The following is a 21,021-nucleotide window of genomic DNA, read 5'->3' as shown; positions in this document are numbered from 1 at the left end:
CCCTGACCGACGTGACGGCGACCGGCGGCGGTCGCCGGTACGTGACGACCGACGACGGGATTTGTTACCGCGGTGACGACGGAACGTGGACGCCGACCAGACTCGGCGACGAGGGAATTCGGGCCGTCTCGGCGGCGGACGGGGCGGTCGCCGCGTGCGGGGAGACCGGCGTCGTCTACGAACGAGCGGACGGCGAGTGGGACCGAACCCTCACGCCCGCCAACGGGACGCTTCACGGCATCGCGGTTGCACCGTCCCGGTCGGTCGCGGTCGGCGCGGACGGAACCGTCGTCGAGCGGCGGACCGACGCGACCACGTGAGGCGCTTCGTCAGTCGCCGCGAAGCGTCAGAAATCCACCGACCCCGGCGACGAACGCCAGCCCCGCCCCCAACAGGAACGTCGGCGACCACCCGAATCGGAGGACGAGGAGGCTCGTCCCCACCCCGCCGTAGATACCTCCCCACAACTTCGCCGTGAGCATCACCGCGTAGTTCTCCGAGGAGTACTCCTCGCCGTAGTACTCACCGACGAGTCCGGGGAGGATGGAAAACGACGGACTCCTGAAGAACATCGTGACCCCGGCGAGCGCGACGAAAGCCCACTGTGCTCCCATCCCACCTGCCGCGACCATCGCGGCGAGGGCGATACCGCAACAGACCAGCGACCCGGTGAGAGTGCGCACGCGGCCCAACCGGTCCGACGCGGTACCGACGACGATGACGCCGGACGCCTGCCCGAGCGCGACCAGTGACGCCGCGGTCACCGCCGCGGTCGTCGAGAGGCCGAAGTGCGCCGCGTACACCACGACCTTCTCGACGAGCAACAGCCCGACGCCGTTGACGACGGCGAACACGACGTACAGGACCCAGAACCGACGCGTTCGAACCATCGTCCGCCACGTGACGTCGGGTCCCGATGGTGATGACCCGTCAGGCGACGAATCGCCCGCCGACTCGTCGGACCCATCGCCCGTCGAATCTCGCTCGTCCGGGTCGTGAACGACGAGCGCGGCGGTCACCGCCGTCACGCCGGATGCCACGCCCAACGCGAGCAACGTCGCGGAGAAGTCGGTCTCGACGCTCCGCTTGATGACCGAGATGAGCAGGAAACTCGTCCCGCTGAACGCCATGCTCACCGCGCCGGTCGCCATTCCGCGGCGCGAGACGAACCACCGCGAGGGAGTGTTGATGGCGACGTCGTACGCGATTCCCACGCCCGCGCCGCCGAGCGCGAACCAGAGGAAGAGCGCCGGAAGCGTCGGGTCGAAGGCGGCCCCGACGAAGCCGGAGAACAACAACGCCGCGGCCGCGAAGAACGGAATCCGCGGGCCGTACCGGTCGCGGGTCCATCCCGCGGGAAACGCCGTGAGCGTCTGTGCGACCACCATCACCGAGAATATCGTTCCCAGCGCCGTCCCGGACGCCGCCGCCTGCGCGCCCAGGGCGCCGCGGATGGCGGGCCACGAGAACTGGTATGTTCCGGCGGTGCCGACGGTTCCGACTGCGGCGGCGACGTACAACCAGCGGGACGAACGCGAACGGCCATCGGTCATGCGGGTAGTGGCGAATCGATACGTCACCCACTCAAGTATAGTCAGCGGCGGACTGGTCGAACGACCGTCGTGTCCGTCGACGGTCGTGTCCCCCGTTCGCCGTCGGATTACAGAGCTAAGGTTGTCGAGTGCCAACGCACTACATGGCTCTCGAAATAGCCTTTCGGGTGTTCGTCGCGGGCGTGCTGGTCGTCGCGCCCACGCTCCTGTTTCTCGGCCTGTGGCGGGGATTGATGGCGCTTCGTAACGATGACCTCGTGAACCGAACCATGAACGGCGAGTACGGCCCGATTCCCGAGTCGCCGATTGCAGCCGCGATGTTCGGTTTCGGCGGCGGGCGTTCCCGATTGACCAGTTCGACACACGGCGGACAGGTCCGCTGTCGGCAATGTGACGCCGTGAACCCCGAGTACGCGGATTACTGCGGAAACTGTCTGCATAAACTCGATTGAGGCCGGTTTCGGGGACGCGTTTCTCTCACCCGGCCCGCGACGGACCATCGACCGAACGGTTACAGGGTATCGCACCGTCAACGCGCGTAATGACCGCCCGAACCTCCCTCGGCTTTCACACGTTGACGGACGAAATCGACCACGACTGCACCGTCGTCGGGACGCTCCCCGACTGGCTCTCGGGGACGCTGATTCGGAACGGTCCCGGCGCGTTCGAGGTGGGAGACTCGGCGGTGGACCACTGGTTCGACGGGCTTGCGATGCTCCACGCGTTCACCTTCGGAGACGGTGGCGTCACCTACCGGAATCGATTCCTGCGCACCGAGGCCTACGAATCCGCCCGCAACGGGTCGTTCGAGAGCGGGTTCGCGACGGGGGAGACGACGCTCCGCGACCGCCTGAAGGCGTTCCTCTTCGAGAAGCCCTACGACAACGCGAACATCATCGCGGAGCGAATCGGCGACGACTACCTCGCGCTGACGGAACTGCCGCGCTGGGTGTCGTTCGACCCCGACACGCTCGAAACGCTCGGACACGTCCGGTACGACGGTCCGGCACCGACCGGCCAACTCGCCTGCGCCCACCTGAAACGCGACCCCGAGACGGACGAACTGGTGAACTTCGAGACCGCCTTCGGGCGACGCTGCCACTATCACGTCTATTCGATGTCCGCCGCGACGAACCGCCGCCACATCTGCTCGATTCCGGTCGATGATCCTGCGTACATGCACAGTTTCGCGCTGACGCCGAACTACGTCGTTCTCACCGAGTTCCCCTTCGTGGTGAACCCGCTCGACTTCCTCAAACCGGGAACACAGGGGCCGTTCATCGAGAACTTCGAGTGGAAACCGGAGCGCGGGACGCGCTTTCTCGTCATCGACCGACGACGGGGAGCGGTCGTCGCCGAACCGCGGACGGACGCGTTCTTCGGGTTCCACCACGCCAACGCTTACGAGGACGGAGACGAACTCGTCATCGACCTCGAAACCATCCCGGACGCGACCGCCATCGACACGCTGTACCTCGACACCCTCAGACGGGGGCGATTCGACGTGCTGAGCGGACGACTGGAGCGGTTTCGCGTCGAACTAGACGGCAAACGGACGACCATCGAGCGCGAGCGACTCCACGACGGGACGGCGCTCCCGACGGTTTCGCCCGCCCGCTGGTGTCGGCGGCATCGCTACGTCTACGCCCAATCGCCCGACCAACCGATGACGACGTGGCCGCAAGCGGTGACGAAAATCGACACCGAAACCGGCCGGGCCGTGGAGTTCGCGGACGAAACCGGCGACCACCGTTTCAGCGAACCGATATTCGTGCCGAACCCCGACGGCGGGCGCGAGGACGACGGCGTTGTGCTCACGGTCGCACTCCACCGGGACGAGGGTCGGTCGTCGCTGGTCGTTCTCGACGGCGAGTCGTTCGCCGAACTCGCGCGGGCGAGGATACCCAATCCGATTCCGTTCGACTTCCACGGGCGGTTCTTTCCCGAGTTGACGGGACGATAATCGCGTGGACGGGTCAGTCGGGGCGGTCCCGCGGGTCGCGTCGAGTGCGCCGGTCGCGTCCCTCGTACTGGTCGGGGTAGTCGCTGACGACCCGGAAGCCGCCGGTTTCGTCGCGTCCGGCGACCTCCCGTTGTGGGACGGGAATCTTGATTCCTTCCCGGTCGAAGGCGTGCTTCACCGCCGCGATGACGGCTGTCGTCGCGCGCCATCGACGGCGGCTACTGGGGCGGTCTATCCAGAACCGAAGTTCGAGGATGACGGCGGACTCCCCGAACCCGGTCAGCACGGCGTTCGGCCGCGGGACGTTCAACACGTCGTCGACCCCTTTCATCGCTTTCTTGGCAACGTCGACCCCCCGTTTCGGGTCGGCGTCGTAGTCGATGCCGACCTCCACTTCGAGCCTGAGCCGTCCCTTCCGCCCGAAGTTGACGAGCGTGTTCGAAGTCACGAGGTCGTTGGGGAGAACGACGTACTTCCCGGAGAACGTCTCGATTCGGGTCGAGAACAGCGTGATGTCGGTGACGATGCCGTCGGTTTCCCCCCCGTTTTCGAGCGGTACCTGAATCCAGTCCCCGATTTCGAACGGCCGCGAGAACATGAGCGTGAATCCCGCGATGAGCGCGCTCAGCGTCTCGTTCGCGGCCAAGCCGATGATGATGCCGAGGAATCCCGCACCGATGAGGAACGCGCGGATGTCCACCTGCCAGACACTCAACAGCAACAACGCGGCGAGTAGGTACACCCCGACCTCCGTGAGTCGGGAGAACACCTCTCCCTGATGGCTCGTGAGACCCCCGGTTTCTGTTGTAAACCGGTCCACGGCACGAACGAGCATTCCCGAACCGATGTAGGCAGCCGCGACGACACCGATGGTGATGGCGATTCGAAATCCGGTAAGTTGGCCGAAGACGTCCACATTCGGTGCGTTCGGCGCGGCGCTGGCCCAGAGCGACAGGGCACGCTGGCCGATAAAAAGCGCGACGATGGCGCTCACGGCGAGGAGGACGACATCGACGACGCGGGGGTCGACCTGTCGCTTCAGCCGCGGCGCTATTTTCCACAGTACCCACACGACGAAGACGAGGATGACGAGGAGAAACGTCGATTGTAAGACTCGCGCTTCGGGCAGGGGAAGCAGTTCGGCGAGTCCGAGAGGGTTAGTCCACAGATTGGTCATGGTGAATCTCCGGTGTCGTCGTCGCCGGTTCCGCACCGGCCGAACTCCGACCACGGGATTCCGAGTCAATCGCGCTCTGCTTCAGTGTATTGGGCGGAAAAACGACCTCGCCGTGGCCGACGTCATCACTCCGCGTTCGAACTTCCCGCCGTCTGTATCGTCCAGTCGGCCGATTCGCGCAAGTAGTCGGGAATCGCGTCGTCGTCAAGTTTCTCGTGGAGGTAGATCGTCTCCTCCTCGACCGCGCCGCGGCCGAGGTCCACGAACAATCGCTGGAGTCCGTTGCGCCACTCAGCGTCCACCAGCTGTCGCCAACACGCCTCGAACGCGTCCTGTTCGGAGCCCGTCGGTCCTCCGCTTTCGCGCGCGATTTCGAGGCAACATTCCGGGCAGTTGCGGACGGAGACGGGTTTCGTGAGCGCGTGCACGTGACCGTCGAAGGTGACGACTGGCGCTTGCTGTTCCATCTCTCCGTGGCGGTCGCACGTCGCGCTTTCGGGTTCGGTCCCGATGTACATCGGACGTCTGTTCTGGGACATGGTTGGAGGAGAAGAAGTATCGACTGACGAGAGTATCAAGCTACTGGCGGCGAGCACCCCCGTCACAGAAAACTCATGTAGGGGGCGTAACAATCGGCACAATCGACATGCCCCTCCACCGTCCCAGTCGGCGGCGGTTCGTCGCCGCCCTCGGCGTCGGTGCGGTCGGCGCGCTCGCCGGGTGTTCCGGCGATTCGTCGCCGACGAACTCGTCGCTCGAACGGTCCGACGACGAGTGGCCGGTCGCCCACGGGACGCCGACGAACGTCGGCTACTCTCGCGCGCGAAACACACCCCGAAGTGACCCGAAGCTCGCCGAGTGGAAACTCTGGGTCATCGCGCGGTCCGAGTCGGTAATCGAGAAAGAAACCGTCCAACACGGCCGCGTGAGCAGTCCGGTCGTCGCGGACAGCACCGTGTTCGTGGCGACCGGACTGCTCGGCCGCAGGCCGGACGGGGATGGCGCGCTCGTCGCCCTCGACGCCACTACCGGGGAACCAGAGTGGTCGGTGAGACTACCCGACGGGGGGTCGGGAACGCCCGCCGTCGCGGACGGCCTCGTGTTCGTCGGGTCGAACGACCGGGCGCTGACCGCTTTCGACGCGGCTTCGGGCGACGTCCGCTGGCGAACCACGACGGGCGCGCCCGTCGGGACCCCCGCCGTCGCCGGAGCCCACGTTTACGTCGGCGACCGGGAGGGGTCCGTCCACGCGTTCAGACGGACGGACGGAACCCTTCGCTGGCGGTACGGACAGCGGCCCCTCAAATCGTTCTTCTCGCACAAGCGGTGGCGGATACGCGCCAAACCCGCCGTCACCGAGGATACCGTGTACGTCACCACGGGTATCGGGTTCGATGACACCACCGAGACCCGCGCCGGGAACCTCCTCGCGCTGTCCCGCTCGGGCGGCGACGAGCGCTGGCGCTACGAGTACCGACCGCGATACGGGAGCCACGACCTGCCGCGGGCACCGGTCGTCGCGGACGGGACGGTCTACGTCGGTCAGTCCGTCCTCCACGCCGTCGATGCGGCTGACGGGTCGAAGCGGTGGCGGTTCAACTCGGGATACGAGACGGTCAGCGCGCCCGCCGTCCGCGACGGGACCGTTTACGTCTCCTCGAAGAACGTCTACGCCCTCTCCGCGGACGACGGAACCGAACGGTGGCGGTTCGTGAACCTCGCGGAGGATTCGTACCGCGACGAGAGCCGCGTGCCGATGGAGAGCGCGCCGGTCGTCGCGAACGGAACGGTCTACGTCGGCGCGGGCGCGCTCGACGCGTCGTCGGGAAAACGGCTGTGGGGGAACGTCGGGAATCGGGAGGATGACGACTTCTTCTCCGATTTGAGCGACGCGAACGCCGTCGTCGAGGGTCCGGCGGTCACCGACGGTGCGGTGTTCGTGGCGACGCAGTACGGTGCCATCCGGCGGGCGACGCGGGGTGACGAATGAAGCGCCGCGCCTTCCTCGCGGCGGGCGGCCTCGCGCTCGGTGCGGGCTGTTCCGACCTGCTGGCCGACTCGAAGAAAACGGAGCAGTCCCCGCCGCCGGAGGAGTGTGCCATCGACCCGAACGTGACGCCCGGCACGTCCGACTGGACGAGCAAGCGCGGCGGGCCGAAAAACACCGGTTCGGTGCCGAGCGACGACGTTCCCGCGCCGCCGCTTCGCATCGACTGGACGTACACGATGAGCGGACACATGGGTGCGTCCCCTCCAGTCGTCGCGCACGAGACGGTGTACACCACGAACCTCGATAGGGAAGTTCACGCGGTGGACGCGAAGACGGGGGAACACCGGTGGCAAGCGAACGTCTCGGTGAGTTCGGCGGCGGCGGTCGCCGGAGGTCGTGTGTTCGTCGCGGACGACGGCTCCGTCACGGCGCTCGACGCGATGAGCGGCGAGCAGCGCTGGCGGACCGACTCCGACGCCAGGGCACACCTGCTCAGCGGCGGCGTGCAGGCGACCGAGCGGACGGTGTTCGTCTCAGGTCAAATGTTTCTGGCCGCGTTCGACGCCTCGACGGGGGAGGTACGGTGGCGCTTTTCGACCGGTCTGGAGACGAAGTGCCGTCCCGCAATCGCCGACGGAACGGTCTACGTCGGGAGCGACGACACCTACCTCTACGCGCTGGACGCCGAGACGGGTGAGCGACGATGGCGATACAAAACCGACGGACGCATCAATTGTGACCCCGCGGTCGCCGACGGTGGAGTGTACGCCGCTTCGGACGACGGAAATCTGTACGCACTCGACGCACGCTCGGGGAACGAGCGGTGGCGAAAGGAGGTCGGGACCATCGGCAATCTCGCGGTGGACGGCGGCCACGTCTACGTGGGGTTCGGGGGCCAGTACGGGCCGACGATGAACGCGTTTACCGCGGCGTCCGGGACCGCGTGTTGGTCATCGGAGGAGTACGTGTCGGGCTACGCCAGCGGCATCGCCGCGAGTTCCGAGTACCTCTACCTCCCCGTCGGGTCGCTCAGCGGGTCCTACTCGGAGACGCTCGGCGCGCTCGACCCGAAAACCGGAGAAACCGCGTGGCGATTCTCGAACTCGAATGCGCGGTTCGACAACGGCCCCGCCGTCGCGGACGGTGCGGTCTACGCCGCCGGTATGGGGACCGACGGGTTGACCGTCGCCCGGTTCGTTCCGAAGGATTAGTCCTCGTCGCGCAGTTCCGTCCGGCGAATCTTCCCGGTGACGGTCTTCGGCAGTTCGTCCACGAACTCGACCTCGCGGGGGTACTCGTGGGCGGACAGTTCCTCCTTGACGTGGGTCTGGATGTCCTCCGCGAGGTCGGGCGATGGCTCCGCGCTCGCGCTCGGGACGACGTATGCCTTCACGATGTTGCCCCGCTCGCGGTGGGACTTGGGCACCACGGCGGCCTCCGCGACGGCGGGATGTTCGCCGAGCGAACTCTCGACCTCGAAGGGACCGATGCGGTAGCCCGAGGAGATTATCACGTCGTCGGCGCGGCCCTCGAACCAGAAGTAGCCGTCCTCGTCGAGGTGGCCCAAGTCACCCGAGAGATACCAATCGTTCACGAAACAGTCCGCCGTCTTCTCGGGCTTGTTCCAGTACTCGGCGAAGAAGCACGGATAATCCCCGCGTTGAGCGATTTCGCCAGTTTCGCCGGGGTCGAGGGGTTCGCCGCTTTCGGGGTCCACGACGGCGGCCTCGATGCCGGGGAGCGGTTTGCCCATGCTTCCCGGCCGAACCTCCATCGTCGGGTAGTTGTTGATTATCATGTTGCCCGTCTCGGTCTGGCCGTAGGTGTCGTGGATGGTGACGCCGAGGGTCTCCTCGCCCCACTCGACCACGCCCGCGGATAGCGGTTCGCCGATGGAGAGCGCGTGGCGGAGGTCGAGGTCGGCGTCGTCCAGTACCGACTCGTTTTCCCGAAGCATCCGGTAGGCGGTCGGGACGCTGAACAGCACCGAGATGGGGTACTCGTCCAACAGGCCCGCCCACGTTTCGGGGTCGAACTCGCCCTCGTAGGTGAACAGCGTCGCACCCCAGAACCACGCGCCGAGCGTGTTGATGGGGCCGGTCAGCCATCCCAAGTCGCCGGTGGACCAGTAACAGTCGCCGGGTTGCAGGTCAACGGCGAAGCGTTGGGTCGCGGCGACACCGGCGACCCAGCGGTGTTTGTGGAGGACGCCTTTCGCCAGTCCCGTCGTTCCGCTCGTGTAGTATAGCAGCGCGTTGTCCTCGCCGCCCGTCTCGGCCGTCTCGTACTCTTTTTCCGCATCCTCCATCGCGGCGTGATAGCTGACGTCGCCGCGTCGAATCCCCGTCCCATCGTCGCTGATGACGATGACGTGTTCGACCGAAGGGGCGTCTTCGAGCGCCTTCTCGATGGTGTCCCGGTTCGACGCCGTGGTGATGACCGCTTTCGCGTCGCAGTCGTCCAGTCGGTAGGCGATGCCGTCCGGGCCGAAGCGCTCATTGACACCGCCCCAGACGCCGCCCGCTTTGAGCGTCCCGATGAGCGCGACGTAGTGCTCCGGGATTCGCGGCAGGTAGGAGAACACTCGGTCGCCGGAGTCGATACAGTCGGAGAGAACGTTCGCAAAGCGGTTGGACTCCTCGGCCAGTTCCCAGAAGGTGAGCGTTTCCCGCTCGCCGTTCTTGCCCGCGTAGTACAGCGCGACTTTCCCACGGTCATCCGCGTGTCGGTCACAAACCTCGTGGGCGATGTTCAGTCGCTCGGGTGCATTCCAATCGGCTTTCGCGAAAATGTCGTCCCACTCGAAGCTCTCTCGTTCACTGTCGTAATCATGGAGATTGTGACCGTTCATCACGGGAAACGTCGTAGACTGAACGTATAATTATTATCTAACGATGCAATCACTTCCGGCTGCGGTTCGTTTCGAGGACACCTGTCGGCGAGCGGTCGCGGAACGGAGAGCCCCCCGTCTAAAAATGGGTGAAAGCGAAACCAGAGATGGAATGACGATACTGGTGGATAGCATACGTCGATGGAGGACGACGAGCCCCTGCCGGATGTTTCGTCGGTGTCACCACCCAACGACCGTCGGAGCGACTCCCATCGCTCTCCGCTCGTCGTTGATACCGCGGAGTCGCTCGCTCGTCTCTTTTCGGTGCTCGCGGACGAGGAACCCCGACACATCATCTACGTCCTCTTTCACCACGACGAGACTACGATTGCGCTCCCGAGACTCGTGCGTTCGGTCGCCACGATTTCGGACGTAGACGAACGGACCCGACTGCGCGAACGGATGGTTCGAAGACACCTCCCGCGACTCGGATTCGTCGGAATCGTCGATTACGACCTCACCGGTGACCCCCACGTCTGGCTCTCCGCGAACACGGACATCGTGGACAAGGAACTGCTCTACGACGTCGTAAAGCGGAGTTACCGGTACGAGCGGAGAGGTGCCGAAGCCGAATCATAGATCACGGCCGTTCGAGTATCCGAAGACGGTGACGGAGAACAATCCATTGGCGGAACGGGTTCGAACGAGCACGGTCGTCGAGTTCACCCTGCCGACGGCGGAGTTCGTCCTCGCCGAGACGCTTCGCGCGGTTCCGTCGGCCACCTTCGAGATCATTCGACTCGTCGCACACGACGCCGACCGCGCGTTTCCCTACCTCTGGGTGTTCGACGACGACATCGAACGGGTCGACGACGCGCTCGCCGACGAACTCAGCATCCCGATGAGGTGACCGTGCGCCCGACGGATGCGTTCCGACACCGCCTGATGCGAGACGTCGATTCGGTCCGCCAACTCGCGGAGCGTGATTCCCCTCGGGACGTCGTAGTAGCCGTGTTTTGCCGCCAGCTGCAACACTTCCAACTGCTCCATGCTGAACCCGACGTTCCCATGGGGCGGGAGCCGACCGTGGGAAGCACCTCGGCGCGAACGTCCGGGACGCGAGCGAACGTCGCTTCGAGGGCGAACTCCTCGACCGGGACCGTGACTTCGACGAACGTGTTCATGGAAGGTAACGGGAACCGACGTCCCAGTGTGTTCTACCAGTGTATACAAGCGGTTTAAATACTCCATCCCCTGCCCATCGTTCGGACGTCGGGCAAAAGCCTCTTACTCATCGACTGCGTGATTCTCCCAACCATGACCGAACCGCTTTCGAACGAAAATCCCTCCACGCGGTCCTCGCTTGCCAAGACGGAAACCGAAGCGGAGACCGCCTTTTTCAAGCACATCGTCCGGGATGCGCTCGATGCGGTGGTGACGATCTCCGAGAACGGAACCATCGTATTCGCGAACGAGGTGGCGGGACGACTCTTCGGTTACGACCAAGACGAGTTGCTCGACGAGTCGATACGGAGTCTCTTCCCGGAGCGATATCAAGAGGCGTATCTCCACCAGTTTCGACTGCAGGTCGAGAACGCGGACTCGACGGTCGAACACAGCGGTCTCGAACGAACCGCAATCCGTCGAAACGGAGAGGAGTTTCCGGTTTCCTTTTCGCTCCGGGAACACCGGTATCACGACCGGCGACTGTTCACCGCCACGATTCGTGACATCTCCGAACGGAAACAACGGCAACGGGAACTGGAAACCGTCACCGAAAAGTATCGAACGCTGGTCGATACCGCCCCCGATGCTATCTTTCTCGCCGACGCGGAAACGGGGACGATTCTGGAAGCGAACCGGGCGGCGTCCGAACTCCTCGACCGGCCGATAGAGGAAATCGAGGGGATGCACCAGTCCGAACTCCACCCCGAGGACGACCGCGACCGATACGAAGCGCTGTTCGAACGACCGCGCGAAGACGACGCGTCCGTTCCGGACAGCCACGGCCTTTCGGTGGTCGATTCGAACGGGAATCGCATCCCCGTGTCCATCAATTCGAACTCGACCGAACTGAACGGGCGACGAGTTATTCAAGGCATCTTCCACGACATCAGCGACAGGAAACGGCGCGAGGAGGCCCTCAACAGGTTACACGCGACGACGCACGAGATGCTCGAAACGTCGACTCCTGAAACCATCTGTCAGCGCGCGGTGGAAACCGCGGCCGACGTCCTCGACCTGCCCGCGACCGGCATCTACCTCCTTTCGGAGGACGACGTGCTCGAACCGGCCGTGATGACCGAACGGGTCGATAACCTGTTCGACGGTGACGTTCCGACGTACACGTCCGACGATGACCTCGCGTGGGACGTGTTCGAAACGAACGAACCGAGGGCCATCTCCGACTTCGATGCGACGCCCAGCGTGGCGGACCGGGACACACCGGTTCGAAGCGGTATCATCGTTCCGCTCGGCGAACACGGAATCTTCATCACCGCGTCCACGACCCCCCGCGATTTCGACCGCATCGACTTCGACCTGATGCGGGTGCTGGCCACCAACACCGAGACGGCCCTGACACGGGCCGAACGCGAGCGCGACATCGCCCGACAGCGCGACGAATTGACGACGCTGAACCGCATCAACGCCATCGTTCGGGATATCAATCAAGCCCTCGTTGCCGCGCCGTCGCGCGAGGAGATCGAACGGACCGTCTGTGAACGGTTCGCGGATTCGAGCGTCTATCACGGTGCCCTCATCGCAACGCTCTCGTCGACCGAGGAGCGGTTGGTGGTTCAGACGGCCGCCGGTATCGACGACGACTATCTGGACCTGATTACGGAGTTAGGGCCCAAGTCGAAACGCGGGGGTGCCGGGACCGCCCTCCAAACGGGACAGTTCAACGTCGTCGAGGACGTGTCGTCCTTGTCGTCGTTGCCGCAGTCGTTCACATCCGCCGCCAACGAACGCGGGTACGGTTCCATCGCGTGTATCCCCATCAGTTACCGCGGAACCACCTACGGCGTGTTGGTCGTGTACGCGTCCAAACTGACGTCGGTCAGCGAGCGCGAGCGGAGCGTGTTCAGCGAGTTGGGGAAACCATCGGCCACGCCATCAACGCCGTCGAGAGCAAGAAACTCCTCTACTCCGACCGCGTCCTCGAACTCGAATTCTCGATCACGAACACGGGTTCGTTTTTCGTCGTCACGTCCGAGGAACTCGGCTGTTCGTTCGAACTCGATGGCGTCGTCCCTCGACGGGACGACGTCTACCTGTTTTACGTGACGTTGAGCGGGGCTCCCCCGAGAAGGTCATCGAACGCGCGGACGAGTCACCCATGGTCGAACACGTCCGTGTCATCCAAGAGACCGGCGACGAAACTCTGTTGGAGGTGGCGCTTTGCGGAACCGAAACGTCCGCCCAAGCGCTCATCGAACGCGGTGCCTACGTCCAACGTGGTTCGATAGAAGACGGAGAGGGAAGCATCGTCGTCGAAGTCCCGGCGAACACCCGCGTTCGTCCCTTCTTGGACGCCGTCGAGGAGGTGTACGAGGAGACGAGTCTGCTCTCGAAGCAGTCCCGCGACCGGCCGTTTCACTCGACCTCCGAGTTCTACCACGAACTGGGCGAGACGCTCACCGAACGACAGGCCGAAATCCTGCAAGCGGCGTATCTCGCGGGATACTTCGACTACCCCCGCGCGAGTTCGGGGGCGGAGCTAGCTGACACGCTGGATATCTCCTCGCCCACGTTTCACCAACACCTCCAAACGGCCGAGCGAAAACTCCTCTCGCTGCTGTTTTCGGAGCGTCCACGGATAGACTGACCCCGATACCTCAGTACTGAGGCAAAGGACTGGTGCCCCCGGAACGGATTGTAGGTAATGATGAGCGACTCGGAGCAACCAAACGACACACATCTCGAAACGAGTCGACGACACCCGGAGGAGGAGAGTGACAGTTCGTTACCGCCGGGAACCGTGGAGCGAATCCTCTCGGACGCACAGCGGCGTGCTCTCTGCCAGTATCTCGTCGAATCGCCGCTTACGACGGTGGACGAACTCATCGACTTGCTCGTTCAGCACGACGATTCCTGCGGTCGTGAGACGGCGCTGATTCGCCTCCACCACATTCACCTGCCGATGTTGGAAGACTGCGGTATTCTGACGTACGAAGCACGGAGCGAAACCGTCCGGTATTGGGGACACGAGGAACTCGAACGACGACTCGAACTATGCCGCGACTCGGAGACGGACGACGTGAACGACCATCCGAAAAGTCGGACGTGAGCGCCGCCGACGAACGCGAGTAGCGAGAGCGTATTTTCCGACAACCGACAAAGATTGCGGAGACGATTCACTCGTCGTCCGCTCTTCCCTGTACGCCTTCAACCGTTCGACACGTTTGCCGGGGAAAGGAGCGCTGTGAAGGCTCTGTTCACCCCGAAGCTACCATATCAATTCGAATAACGACATACGTGAGAGTAGCGTGGCCTCTTTGGGGTGGATTGAAATGTCAATGGAAGCGGTCGTGTACCAAGGACCGCACGACGTAGACGTAGAAGAGGTAGATGAACCGGAGATAGAGCACCCGAACGATGTCGTCATCGACATCACCACGACGGCCATCTGCGGATCGGACCTCCACATGTACGAGGGGCGAACCGACGCCGACCCCGGTATCGTCTTCGGGCACGAGAACATGGGAATCGTGGACGAGGTGGGCGACGGCGTGACGACGCTCGAAGAGGGTGACCGCGTCGTCCTTCCGTTCAACGTCGCCTGTGGCGTGTGTAAGAACTGTGAAAACGGCTATACCGGCTTCTGTCTGAACGTGAACCCCGGTTTCGCCGGTGGTGCATACGGGTACGTCGCCATGGGGCCGTACAAGGGCGGACAGGCCGAGAGACTTCGCGTGCCGTTCGCGGACTTCAACGCTCTCAAACTTCCGGAAGGGAGGGAACACGAGGATTCGTTCATCCTGCTCGCGGACATCTTCCCGACGGGATGGCACGGGACGGAACTGGCGAACCTTCAACCGGGTGAATCCGTCGCCATCTTCGGTGCCGGACCGGTCGGACTGATGGCCGCCTACAGCGCCAAAATCAAGGGCGCGGCGGAGATTTACGTGGTCGATAGGGTCGACAGCCGACTCGAACTCGCCGAGAAACACTGCGATGCAACGCCCATCAATTTCGAGGAGTCGGACCCGGTGGAGCAGATAAAGAGCATCCACGGCGGTGGTGTGGACAAGGGCGTCGATGCGGTCGGCTATCAAGCCATCGACCCGGAGACGGACGTGAGCGACGACGCCTACGACCCGGCGCGGGAGAACCCGGCCGTGGTCCTCAACCAACTGATTCAGGTCGTCCGGGCGACCGGTCAACTCGGCGTCCCCGGCCTGTACGTGCCCTCGGACCCCGGAGCGCCGGACGAGATGGCCGCACAGGGTCGCCTCGGCATCGACTTCGGGAAGTTCTTCGAGAAGGGGCTGAAGGTCGGCACTGGCCAGTGTAACGTCAAGGAGTACAACCGAGAACTCCGTGACCTGATAATTCAGGGACGCGCCGACCCGAGTTTCGTCGTCTCACACCGCGTGGACCTCGAAGAAGCGCCCGAGATGTACGAGCGCTTCGACAACCGCGAGGAAGGCGTGACGAAAGTGCTGCTCGAACCCTGAGCCGAAGCCACGACCAACTCTTTTTTGTGTCGATACCCGTCGAACGACGACATCGGTCCGACGTGACGAGCGGCTGGTATGCGAAAAAGTAATAAATACCTTTCTGAGTATGAGCACGGGTTAATGCGTGTCCGTCCCCTCCGTTTAAACGGTGGTGAGCACATGGAAATGCGGGGGAGACGGAGCGCGCGACGGGACGAGCGTCAGCGGCAGTTGCGCCAGATAGCTCGACTACAGCGTCAGCTGAACGAACAACGCCGGAAGATAGACGAACTGGAGCGTATCCGGGATACGGTCTTGCGTACCTCGTCGGGGTCGGCCACGTACGAGGGAACCTGCGCGGAGTGCGGTATCGGCGTCATCGTTCGGGAGCACGACACGCTTCGGTGCTCCTCGTGTGGCTTTCGGTGCCACCTCTAACCTACGCCGCGTCCTCGACTTTTTCGGCGTATCGCTCCAGTTCGCCCGCGAGCGTTCGCGCCTCGTCGGGCGACAGCGACACGGTTTCTGCGTGCGCGGGGAGGTTGTCGAGGGAGGTGTTGTCCAGTTCGAGTTGGAGCAACACCTCGTCGGGGTCGTTTCGCGGCGTTTTGACGTTCAGGACGGCCATCGCCTCGTCCGTCCAGCCGTGGCCCTCCGCCACGGCGTCCAGCAGGTCGAACGTGGTGTAGGCCGTCACCGAGAGCACGCGGTCGGCCATCTCAGTCGTCCCCGGAAACGGAGTCCACCGGACTGTTCGGGGCCGGACTCGACTCCATGTCGTCGTCCTCGGCGTACGGATACCACGTCTTCTTCGTGTTGTGCATGTACGGGTCTTCGTAGCTGGTTTCTTCCGGGCTGGCGAGGGTTTCGAGTTCCTCGGCGTGGAGCGCGTTCACGAACTCGCGGAACGTCTGGCCGTCCTCGCGTCGGGCCGCGAAGCCCTCGACGAGGTTCCGAATCGCGCCGGGCACCTCGTCCACGGCGATGCGCTCCTGTATCCACGTCGCAAAGCTCGGGTCCTTTCCGAGGCCGCCGCCGACGCCGATGTCGAACGCCTCGACGGTTTCGCCGTCCTTTCTCGTCTTCATGCCGCGGAGGCTGATGTCCGCGATTTGGGGTTGGGCACAGGACGCGGTACAGCCCGAGAGGTGGATGTGGAAGTTCGCCACGTCCTCCGGAAGCTCGACGTTCTCCTTGAGCCAGCGCGAGAGGCGCACTTGGCGGTTCTTCGTCTCCACGATGGAGAGCGAACAGAACTCCGTCCCGGTGCAGGCGATGGAGCCGCGCTGGAAGGGGTGCGGGTCCGGGCTGTAGCGCTCCAAGACGGGTTCGTCGAGCATGGCGTCGAGGCGCTCTTCCGGCACGTCCATCAGGATGATATTCTGGCGCTGGGTGAGCCGTGCCTCGCCGGAGCCGTACTTCTCGGCGACGTCGGCGAGCTCTATCATCTCTTCCGCGCCGACGCGGCCGACGAGGACGTTCAGGCCGACGTAGTAGTTGCCGTCGGGTTGCTCGTGGACGCCAACGTGGTCCGCGTGGCCGTGGTCGTCCGGGACGCCAGCGTTGTACGAGTACTCCTCGCGGAGGTCCTCGCCCGCCGTCTTGAGGTAGAAGTCCACGTACTCCTCCTGCAGCGTCTCGCGGACCTTCTCCGGCCCCCACTCGTCCACGAGGAACTTGATGCGGGCGCGGCGGCGGTTGTCGCGGTTACCGTAGTCGCGGAACAGCCCCGAGAGACCGCCGAGAATCGGCGTAACTTCGTCGGGTTCGGCGAACACGTCGATGTCGCGGGCGAAGCGCGGTTCGCGGCCCGCCAGTCCGCCGCCGAGGCGGATGTTGAACCCGCGGACGGTTTCGCCGTCGATGTTTTTCTCCGCGGGTTCGATGCCCACGTCGTTGATGTCGCCCTGTCCGCAGCCCTCGCGGCACCCCGTCACCGACACCTTCCACTTCCGCGGCAGGTTGGCGTACTCCGGGTTGCCCTTGAAGTTCTCGTTGAGGTCCTCGACGACGGGAAGCGCGTCCACGAACTCGCGTTTGTCCTTCCCGGCGACCGGACAGCCGACGATGTTCCGCCACGAGTCACCGCAGGCCTGTTTCGTGGAGAGGCCCGCCTCGTCCAAGCGGTCCCAGATCTTCGGCACGTCCTCGATGTTTATCCAGTGCAGTTGGACCGCCTGCCGCGTCGTCACGTCGGCGTAGCCGTTGCCGAACTCGGGGTTCGCGGCCGGACCGGTGGCGAAGTCGCGGGCGATTTCCCCGATGACTCGGAGTTGTCCGGGTTCGAGCACGCCGCTCGGCGGCCCGATGCGCATCATGAAGTAGCTCTCTTGGCCGTCGCGCTGGTGGTACAGCCCCCACCATTTGAACCGCTCGAACCACGCGTCGTGTTCGTCCTCCGGGATGGCCTCCCAGCCCTCCTCGGCGAATCGACGCATGTGGTCACGAATCTCCTCCCCGTACACCTCGTCCTTCCATTGTTCCACGTCGGTCGGCATGGGGGTCCCTACAGACGGTACCCGTAAACAATCGCCCTCCGCGTCAAGGTCCGCCGGGGGTCGGGAATACCGGCAACGTTCGCACCGACCCGCGACGGGGCGAGGGTCGCTCAGTCATGACCGCGCGTCTTCGATGGACGGTGAACTCCTTCGGGGTCTACCGCCCGAAATTCGCCGGTACCGGTTCTGTCGGGGCGGCCGATGCGAAGCCATCCCGTCGTGTCGCGCTCCCCGCAGCCGATACACTGTCCGGCGGCGCGGGCCTCGACCCACTCCCCATCGACGCCGATGTCGGTGAACACCTCCACGAGAAACAGCGCGACGTCGCAGTCACAGACTTCGTGGTCCGCGAGTCGCCAGATGTCGCTGACGCCGACGATTCGCGTGTTGTTCACGTTGACCCACGCACCCTCGTCCAGCGTCCGAACCGCTGTCACCATGCCCACGCTCGGCGGCCTCGAACCCTCAATACACCGGCCGACGCAATCCCCGCCGAATCGCCTGACGCGTCACGAACGGTCCAACGCTCGATACGCCCACCGCCGTCCCCCCGAACGGCGCAAATCGGCGATATATCCCGGTCCGAGATACCCTCGTTTCTTACCGCTAAATGGGAGCACTGGCCGGAATTACGGGTAGAGACGCGATTTAGGGGGCAGGCGATAAAGCGGGTTGTGATGAACATCAGCTATTCAGCCACGCGCCGATTGACGGACCGGTCGGTCGCCGAAACGACGGACGAACGGTTCACCGCACGGGGTGACGGACGGTGAGCGAAAAGCCGGTGGCCGAGCAGACGGTCAACGAACACCGCGACGACGACCACTTGAAGGACGTTCCGGACGGCGCGGGATGCACGGAAATCTGGGAACACCTCTCCGACGACCGGGACGAGGAGAACGACGAACTGGAAGAATGACGGCGGACACGGCGCTCGTCCTCGTCGGGCACGGCTCACATCGGAACTCGGGGTCCGCCAGACCGGTGTACGACCACGCCGACGAGCTTCGCTCTCGGGGAATCTTCGCCGAGGTGCGCGAGGCGTTCTGGAAGGAAGCGCCGTCGCTTCGGAACGTCCTTCGAACGGTCGAGTCGAGCGTCGTGGTCGTCGTTCCCGTGTTCACGAGCGAGGGCTATTTTACCGAACAGGTGCTGCCCCGCGAACTCCGTCTGATCGACGGGTGGGACCTCGACGTAGACAAGACGGTCCGCTACGCCGAGCCGGTCGGAACGCACGAGTCGATGGCCGACGTCATCGTCCGGCGCGCCGAGCGCGTCACCGGCGACCCGTCCGTCGGCTCGGACGTCGGGTTGGCAATCGTCGGCCACGGCACCGAGCGCAACCCCCGGAGCGCGAAGGCAACCCGCGACCACGCGAACGCCATCGACGACCGCGAGCGCTTCGACGAGGTGCGCGCGCTGTTCATGGACCAAGCGCCGTACATCGACGACCTGACGGCCCACTTCGAGAGCGACGAACTCGTCGTCGTCCCGCTGTTCGTCGCCGACGGCTACCACACCCGGGAGGATATCCCCGAGGATATCGGGTTGACCGACGACGCGGCGACGGGGTTCCCGACCCCTGCAGACGTGGACGGCAACCGGGTCTGGTACTCGGGTGCCGTCGGAACGGAACCCCTCGTCGCGGATGTCGTCCTCGAACGGGCGCGAGACCGTCTCGACGCCGAAAGCGATGGAACGCGACCCCGAGACACGGACGGAGCGAGCGGTGACGCCGAAGCCGAGCGGAGCGAGGCCGAGGCGGCCCGCGACGCGTTCGTGACGTGGGTGGACCACAACGCACTCCACCGCGATACGCCGCAAACGTGGGGCCAACTCTCCGTCGCGGTCACGAACACCGACGACGGTCGGCGCTACGAACTGCGGCACGTCGATGACCGCGACGCGGACCGCACCGACCTCGAATCCCACGCCGACCCGACTGAAACGCGCGACGCCGTGCGGTTCTCCGACGACGGCGAGTACCGTCCGCTGGCGACGGCGGCGACGCTCCCGACCGGGTGGGTGCTGTCGGACCTCGACGCCGATGCCCTCCTGCAGGCGATAGAGTTCGTGTACCCGGCCTCGATAGCCAACTGGTACCGCGAGGAGAACGGCGAACTCGACGTGACCCACTTCCGAGAGACCGCGGCACGGCAGACGGGCATCTACGCCGACGTCGCGGACCTCGGACGCGACGAACTGGAGTACGCAGTCGAGGCGTGTTGCGTCGACGGGCAGTGCAGTGCGCGGCGCGAATGGGACGCGGCGGACGACGACGAAATCGCGGTTCCGCGCGGGGACGGCGAGTTCCCCTGCCGGGAGCCGTGTTCGTTGTTCATCGCGAAGGTGCGGGAGTTCCGCGAGATAGAGGCGAGCGAGTCGAACGGGACGGAACTCGACGGCGCGAGCGAAACGGGTGAATCGAACGAATCGACCGACTCCGACGGCTACCGAGCGCGGTATCGGAGCGCGAGACGATGCGGAGGCGAGACGTAAATGTACACTGGAACAGTCTATCTTGTCGGTGCAGGGCCGGGAGACCCGGAACTGCTGACGGTAAAGGCGCGGAAACTGCTGAACGGCGCGGACGTCGTCTGCCACGACAACTTGGCGGACGACCGAATCGTGGATTCCTGTCCGGAGTCGACCGAGCGAATGTACGTCGGCAAACGCCCCGGTCCGGACGGCGAACGGACGACGCAGGAGGAGATAAACCGCCTGCTCGTCCGACTGGCCCGCGAGGGAAGGGACGTAGTTCGACTGAAGGGCGGTGACCCGACGGTCTTCGGCCGCGGCGGCGAGGAAGCGGAACACCTCGCGGCCGCCGGAATCGACTTCGACATCGTGCCCGGCATCACGAGCGCGGTGGCCGCGCCCGGCGTCGCCGGGATTCCGGTCACGCACCGCGACCACGCGTCTTGCGTCACGGTCGTCACGGGGCACGAGGACCCGACGAAGGCCGAAAGCGCCCTCGATTGGGACGCGCTCGCCGCGACGGTCCGGGCGGGCGGAACGCTGGTGATTCTGATGGGCGTCCGTCGACTGCCGGACAACGTGGCCGCGTTGCGTTCCGCTGGCGTCCCGGCGGACACGCCCGCCGCGATGGTCGAGCGGGCGACCCGCGAGGACGAGTTCACCGTGACGGGAACGCTCGACACCATCGTCGAACGCCGCGACGAGGTGGGCATCGAACCCCCCGCCGTCACCGTCGTCGGCGACGTCGTTTCTGTCCGCGACCGCGTGGCGGAGTATCTTGACGGCGCGCCGTCCGTCGGCGTTCCGTCGTTCGCCGACACCGCGGTCTCCGAACGGGGGGTCGAGTGATGGAACGCGATTTCCGGGAA

The 21,021-nt window shown here is 64.7% G+C and carries 23 protein-coding genes and 3 pseudogenes; 18 read left to right on the top strand and 8 right to left on the bottom strand.

Annotated elements, in window-relative coordinates; translation table 11 throughout:
- Positions 1-320: pseudogene (locus BG842_RS04115) on the top strand (hypothetical protein); the annotation flags it as partial.
- 9 nt (positions 321-329) lie between these two features.
- Here BG842_RS04115 and BG842_RS04110 read toward each other — a convergent pair.
- Positions 330-1,553 carry an MFS transporter gene (locus BG842_RS04110; protein WP_069449792.1) on the bottom strand — a complete coding sequence of 408 codons (1,224 nt, stop codon included), beginning with the start codon at positions 1,551-1,553 and terminating at the stop codon, positions 330-332.
- Between the two features lie 143 nt (positions 1,554-1,696).
- Between BG842_RS04110 and BG842_RS04105 the strand changes: the two genes are divergently transcribed.
- Together BG842_RS04105 and BG842_RS04100 are read left to right on the top strand one after the other, a co-directional pair.
- Positions 1,697-2,005 (top strand): hypothetical protein, encoded by a 309-nt coding sequence (locus tag BG842_RS04105; protein ID WP_069449791.1) that lies wholly within the window; start codon positions 1,697-1,699, stop codon positions 2,003-2,005.
- Positions 2,006-2,094: 89 nt separating this feature from the next.
- Positions 2,095-3,516, top strand: a complete 1,422-nt coding sequence (locus BG842_RS04100; protein WP_069449790.1) for a carotenoid oxygenase family protein — start codon at positions 2,095-2,097, stop codon at positions 3,514-3,516.
- A 13-nt stretch (positions 3,517-3,529) separates the two neighbouring features.
- On the opposite strand, the gene BG842_RS04095 is transcribed toward BG842_RS04100, so the two are convergent.
- Both BG842_RS04095 and BG842_RS04090 read right to left on the bottom strand, forming a co-directional pair.
- Positions 3,530-4,693 (bottom strand): mechanosensitive ion channel family protein, encoded by a 1,164-nt coding sequence (locus BG842_RS04095; RefSeq protein WP_069449789.1) that lies wholly within the window; start codon positions 4,691-4,693, stop codon positions 3,530-3,532.
- A gap of 125 nt (positions 4,694-4,818) precedes the next feature.
- Positions 4,819-5,232 carry a hypothetical protein gene (locus tag BG842_RS04090; protein ID WP_069449788.1) on the bottom strand — a complete coding sequence of 138 codons (414 nt, stop codon included), beginning with the start codon at positions 5,230-5,232 and terminating at the stop codon, positions 4,819-4,821.
- 107 nt (positions 5,233-5,339) lie between these two features.
- Here BG842_RS04090 and BG842_RS04085 point away from each other — a divergent pair, with 107 nt between their 5' ends.
- Positions 5,340-6,683 (top strand): PQQ-binding-like beta-propeller repeat protein, encoded by a 1,344-nt coding sequence (locus BG842_RS04085; RefSeq protein ID WP_069449787.1) that lies wholly within the window; start codon positions 5,340-5,342, stop codon positions 6,681-6,683.
- Positions 6,680-7,894: a PQQ-binding-like beta-propeller repeat protein gene (locus BG842_RS04080; RefSeq protein ID WP_069449786.1), complete on the top strand. Its 1,215-nt coding sequence runs from the start codon at positions 6,680-6,682 to the stop codon at positions 7,892-7,894. The genes BG842_RS04085 and BG842_RS04080 overlap by 4 nt, the downstream gene beginning before the upstream one ends.
- On the opposite strand, the gene BG842_RS04075 is transcribed toward BG842_RS04080, so the two are convergent.
- Positions 7,891-9,534 (bottom strand): acyl-CoA synthetase, encoded by a 1,644-nt coding sequence (locus BG842_RS04075; RefSeq protein ID WP_069449785.1) that lies wholly within the window; start codon positions 9,532-9,534, stop codon positions 7,891-7,893. The genes BG842_RS04080 and BG842_RS04075 overlap by 4 nt on opposite strands.
- A gap of 180 nt (positions 9,535-9,714) precedes the next feature.
- On the opposite strand from BG842_RS04075, the gene BG842_RS04070 reads away from it, so the two are divergent.
- Complete coding sequence (locus BG842_RS04070; protein ID WP_069449784.1) at positions 9,715-10,152, top strand: hypothetical protein; 438 nt, start codon at positions 9,715-9,717, stop codon at positions 10,150-10,152.
- Between the two features lie 28 nt (positions 10,153-10,180).
- Positions 10,181-10,423 (top strand): hypothetical protein, encoded by a 243-nt coding sequence (locus BG842_RS04065; protein ID WP_069449783.1) that lies wholly within the window; start codon positions 10,181-10,183, stop codon positions 10,421-10,423.
- Here the strand turns inward: BG842_RS04065 and BG842_RS31050 are convergent.
- Positions 10,345-10,563 carry a helix-turn-helix domain-containing protein gene (locus BG842_RS31050; protein ID WP_254662883.1) on the bottom strand — a complete coding sequence of 73 codons (219 nt, stop codon included), beginning with the start codon at positions 10,561-10,563 and terminating at the stop codon, positions 10,345-10,347. The two genes, BG842_RS04065 and BG842_RS31050, sit on opposite strands and share 79 nt — an antisense overlap.
- Between BG842_RS31050 and BG842_RS31045 the strand changes: the two genes are divergently transcribed.
- The 7 genes and pseudogenes from BG842_RS31045 (at position 10,459) to BG842_RS29555 (ending at position 15,614) form a co-directional block, all read left to right on the top strand.
- Positions 10,459-10,755 carry a hypothetical protein gene (locus BG842_RS31045; RefSeq protein WP_254662886.1) on the top strand — a complete coding sequence of 99 codons (297 nt, stop codon included), beginning with the start codon at positions 10,459-10,461 and terminating at the stop codon, positions 10,753-10,755. The two genes, BG842_RS31050 and BG842_RS31045, sit on opposite strands and share 105 nt — an antisense overlap.
- Positions 10,756-10,830: 75 nt before the next feature.
- Positions 10,831-12,801: a PAS domain S-box protein gene (locus BG842_RS04055; protein ID WP_394327454.1), complete on the top strand. Its 1,971-nt coding sequence runs from the start codon at positions 10,831-10,833 to the stop codon at positions 12,799-12,801.
- Positions 12,693-13,069: pseudogene (locus BG842_RS32955) on the top strand (bacterio-opsin activator domain-containing protein); the annotation flags it as partial. The gene BG842_RS04055 and the pseudogene BG842_RS32955, both read left to right, overlap by 109 nt.
- Complete coding sequence (locus BG842_RS32950; RefSeq protein ID WP_394327455.1) at positions 13,061-13,342, top strand: helix-turn-helix domain-containing protein; 282 nt, start codon at positions 13,061-13,063, stop codon at positions 13,340-13,342. The pseudogene BG842_RS32955 and the gene BG842_RS32950, both read left to right, overlap by 9 nt.
- A gap of 60 nt (positions 13,343-13,402) precedes the next feature.
- Complete coding sequence (locus tag BG842_RS04050) at positions 13,403-13,804, top strand: hypothetical protein (protein ID WP_254662882.1); 402 nt, start codon at positions 13,403-13,405, stop codon at positions 13,802-13,804.
- Positions 13,805-14,033: 229 nt separating this feature from the next.
- On the top strand, positions 14,034-15,194 hold the full coding sequence (locus BG842_RS04045) for a glutathione-independent formaldehyde dehydrogenase (RefSeq protein ID WP_026177873.1): 1,161 nt from the start codon (positions 14,034-14,036) through the stop codon (positions 15,192-15,194).
- Positions 15,195-15,356: 162 nt separating this feature from the next.
- Positions 15,357-15,614 (top strand): hypothetical protein, encoded by a 258-nt coding sequence (locus tag BG842_RS29555; RefSeq protein ID WP_026177874.1) that lies wholly within the window; start codon positions 15,357-15,359, stop codon positions 15,612-15,614.
- Position 15,615: 1 nt separating this feature from the next.
- Here BG842_RS29555 and BG842_RS04035 read toward each other — a convergent pair whose 3' ends face one another.
- The 3 genes from BG842_RS04035 to BG842_RS04025 all read right to left on the bottom strand — a co-directional run bounded on the left by BG842_RS04035 (position 15,616) and on the right by BG842_RS04025 (position 18,114).
- Positions 15,616-15,894, bottom strand: a complete 279-nt coding sequence (locus BG842_RS04035) for a DUF6360 family protein (protein ID WP_069449780.1) — start codon at positions 15,892-15,894, stop codon at positions 15,616-15,618.
- 1 nt (position 15,895) lies between these two features.
- Positions 15,896-17,674, bottom strand: a complete 1,779-nt coding sequence (locus BG842_RS04030; RefSeq protein WP_069449779.1) for a nitrite/sulfite reductase — start codon at positions 17,672-17,674, stop codon at positions 15,896-15,898.
- Positions 17,675-17,784: 110 nt separating this feature from the next.
- Positions 17,785-18,114: a hypothetical protein gene (locus BG842_RS04025; RefSeq protein ID WP_069449778.1), complete on the bottom strand. Its 330-nt coding sequence runs from the start codon at positions 18,112-18,114 to the stop codon at positions 17,785-17,787.
- A gap of 329 nt (positions 18,115-18,443) precedes the next feature.
- Between BG842_RS04025 and BG842_RS29550 the strand changes: the two genes are divergently transcribed.
- The 4 genes and pseudogenes from BG842_RS29550 to cobA all read left to right on the top strand — a co-directional run bounded on the left by BG842_RS29550 (position 18,444) and on the right by cobA (position 21,001).
- Positions 18,444-18,593 (top strand): hypothetical protein, encoded by a 150-nt coding sequence (locus BG842_RS29550; RefSeq protein WP_175424073.1) that lies wholly within the window; start codon positions 18,444-18,446, stop codon positions 18,591-18,593.
- Positions 18,590-19,414, top strand: a pseudogene (locus tag BG842_RS31030) (CbiX/SirB N-terminal domain-containing protein); the annotation flags it as partial. The gene BG842_RS29550 and the pseudogene BG842_RS31030, both read left to right, overlap by 4 nt.
- 39 nt (positions 19,415-19,453) lie before the next feature.
- The gene (locus tag BG842_RS31025) at positions 19,454-20,173 is read left to right on the top strand and encodes a DR2241 family protein (protein ID WP_254662884.1); all 720 of its coding nucleotides are present in this window, start codon (positions 19,454-19,456) and stop codon (positions 20,171-20,173) included.
- Entirely contained in the window at positions 20,174-21,001 is an 828-nt protein-coding gene (gene cobA / locus BG842_RS04015) for a uroporphyrinogen-III C-methyltransferase (RefSeq protein ID WP_069449776.1), read from the top strand.
- Positions 21,002-21,021: the final 20 nt, after the last annotated feature.

The organism is Haladaptatus sp. W1, from assembly GCF_001723155.1.
GTDB classification, from domain to species: domain Archaea; phylum Halobacteriota; class Halobacteria; order Halobacteriales; family Haladaptataceae; genus Haladaptatus; species Haladaptatus paucihalophilus.
This window is presented reverse-complemented; position numbering and strand designations above follow the sequence as displayed.

Coding starts and splice junctions, on each gene's coding strand:
- BG842_RS04105 (WP_069449791.1), top strand. CDS start 1,697: ATGGCTCTCGAAATAGCCTTTCGGGTGTTCGTCGCGGGCGTGCTGGTC.
- BG842_RS04035 (WP_069449780.1), bottom strand. CDS start 15,894: ATGGCCGACCGCGTGCTCTCGGTGACGGCCTACACCACGTTCGACCTG.
- BG842_RS29555 (WP_026177874.1), top strand. CDS start 15,357: ATGGAAATGCGGGGGAGACGGAGCGCGCGACGGGACGAGCGTCAGCGG.
- BG842_RS04055 (WP_394327454.1), top strand. CDS start 10,831: ATGACCGAACCGCTTTCGAACGAAAATCCCTCCACGCGGTCCTCGCTT.
- BG842_RS04100 (WP_069449790.1), top strand. CDS start 2,095: ATGACCGCCCGAACCTCCCTCGGCTTTCACACGTTGACGGACGAAATC.
- BG842_RS31045 (WP_254662886.1), top strand. CDS start 10,459: ATGCGAGACGTCGATTCGGTCCGCCAACTCGCGGAGCGTGATTCCCCT.
- cobA (WP_069449776.1), top strand. CDS start 20,174: ATGTACACTGGAACAGTCTATCTTGTCGGTGCAGGGCCGGGAGACCCG.
- BG842_RS04095 (WP_069449789.1), bottom strand. CDS start 4,693: ATGACCAATCTGTGGACTAACCCTCTCGGACTCGCCGAACTGCTTCCC.
- BG842_RS04110 (WP_069449792.1), bottom strand. CDS start 1,553: ATGACCGATGGCCGTTCGCGTTCGTCCCGCTGGTTGTACGTCGCCGCC.
- BG842_RS04090 (WP_069449788.1), bottom strand. CDS start 5,232: ATGTCCCAGAACAGACGTCCGATGTACATCGGGACCGAACCCGAAAGC.
- BG842_RS04045 (WP_026177873.1), top strand. CDS start 14,034: ATGGAAGCGGTCGTGTACCAAGGACCGCACGACGTAGACGTAGAAGAG.
- BG842_RS04085 (WP_069449787.1), top strand. CDS start 5,340: ATGCCCCTCCACCGTCCCAGTCGGCGGCGGTTCGTCGCCGCCCTCGGC.
- BG842_RS04050 (WP_254662882.1), top strand. CDS start 13,403: ATGAGCGACTCGGAGCAACCAAACGACACACATCTCGAAACGAGTCGA.
- BG842_RS31050 (WP_254662883.1), bottom strand. CDS start 10,563: ATGGAGCAGTTGGAAGTGTTGCAGCTGGCGGCAAAACACGGCTACTAC.
- BG842_RS04025 (WP_069449778.1), bottom strand. CDS start 18,114: ATGGTGACAGCGGTTCGGACGCTGGACGAGGGTGCGTGGGTCAACGTG.
- BG842_RS04030 (WP_069449779.1), bottom strand. CDS start 17,674: ATGCCGACCGACGTGGAACAATGGAAGGACGAGGTGTACGGGGAGGAG.
- BG842_RS04075 (WP_069449785.1), bottom strand. CDS start 9,534: ATGAACGGTCACAATCTCCATGATTACGACAGTGAACGAGAGAGCTTC.
- BG842_RS04070 (WP_069449784.1), top strand. CDS start 9,715: ATGGAGGACGACGAGCCCCTGCCGGATGTTTCGTCGGTGTCACCACCC.
- BG842_RS04080 (WP_069449786.1), top strand. CDS start 6,680: ATGAAGCGCCGCGCCTTCCTCGCGGCGGGCGGCCTCGCGCTCGGTGCG.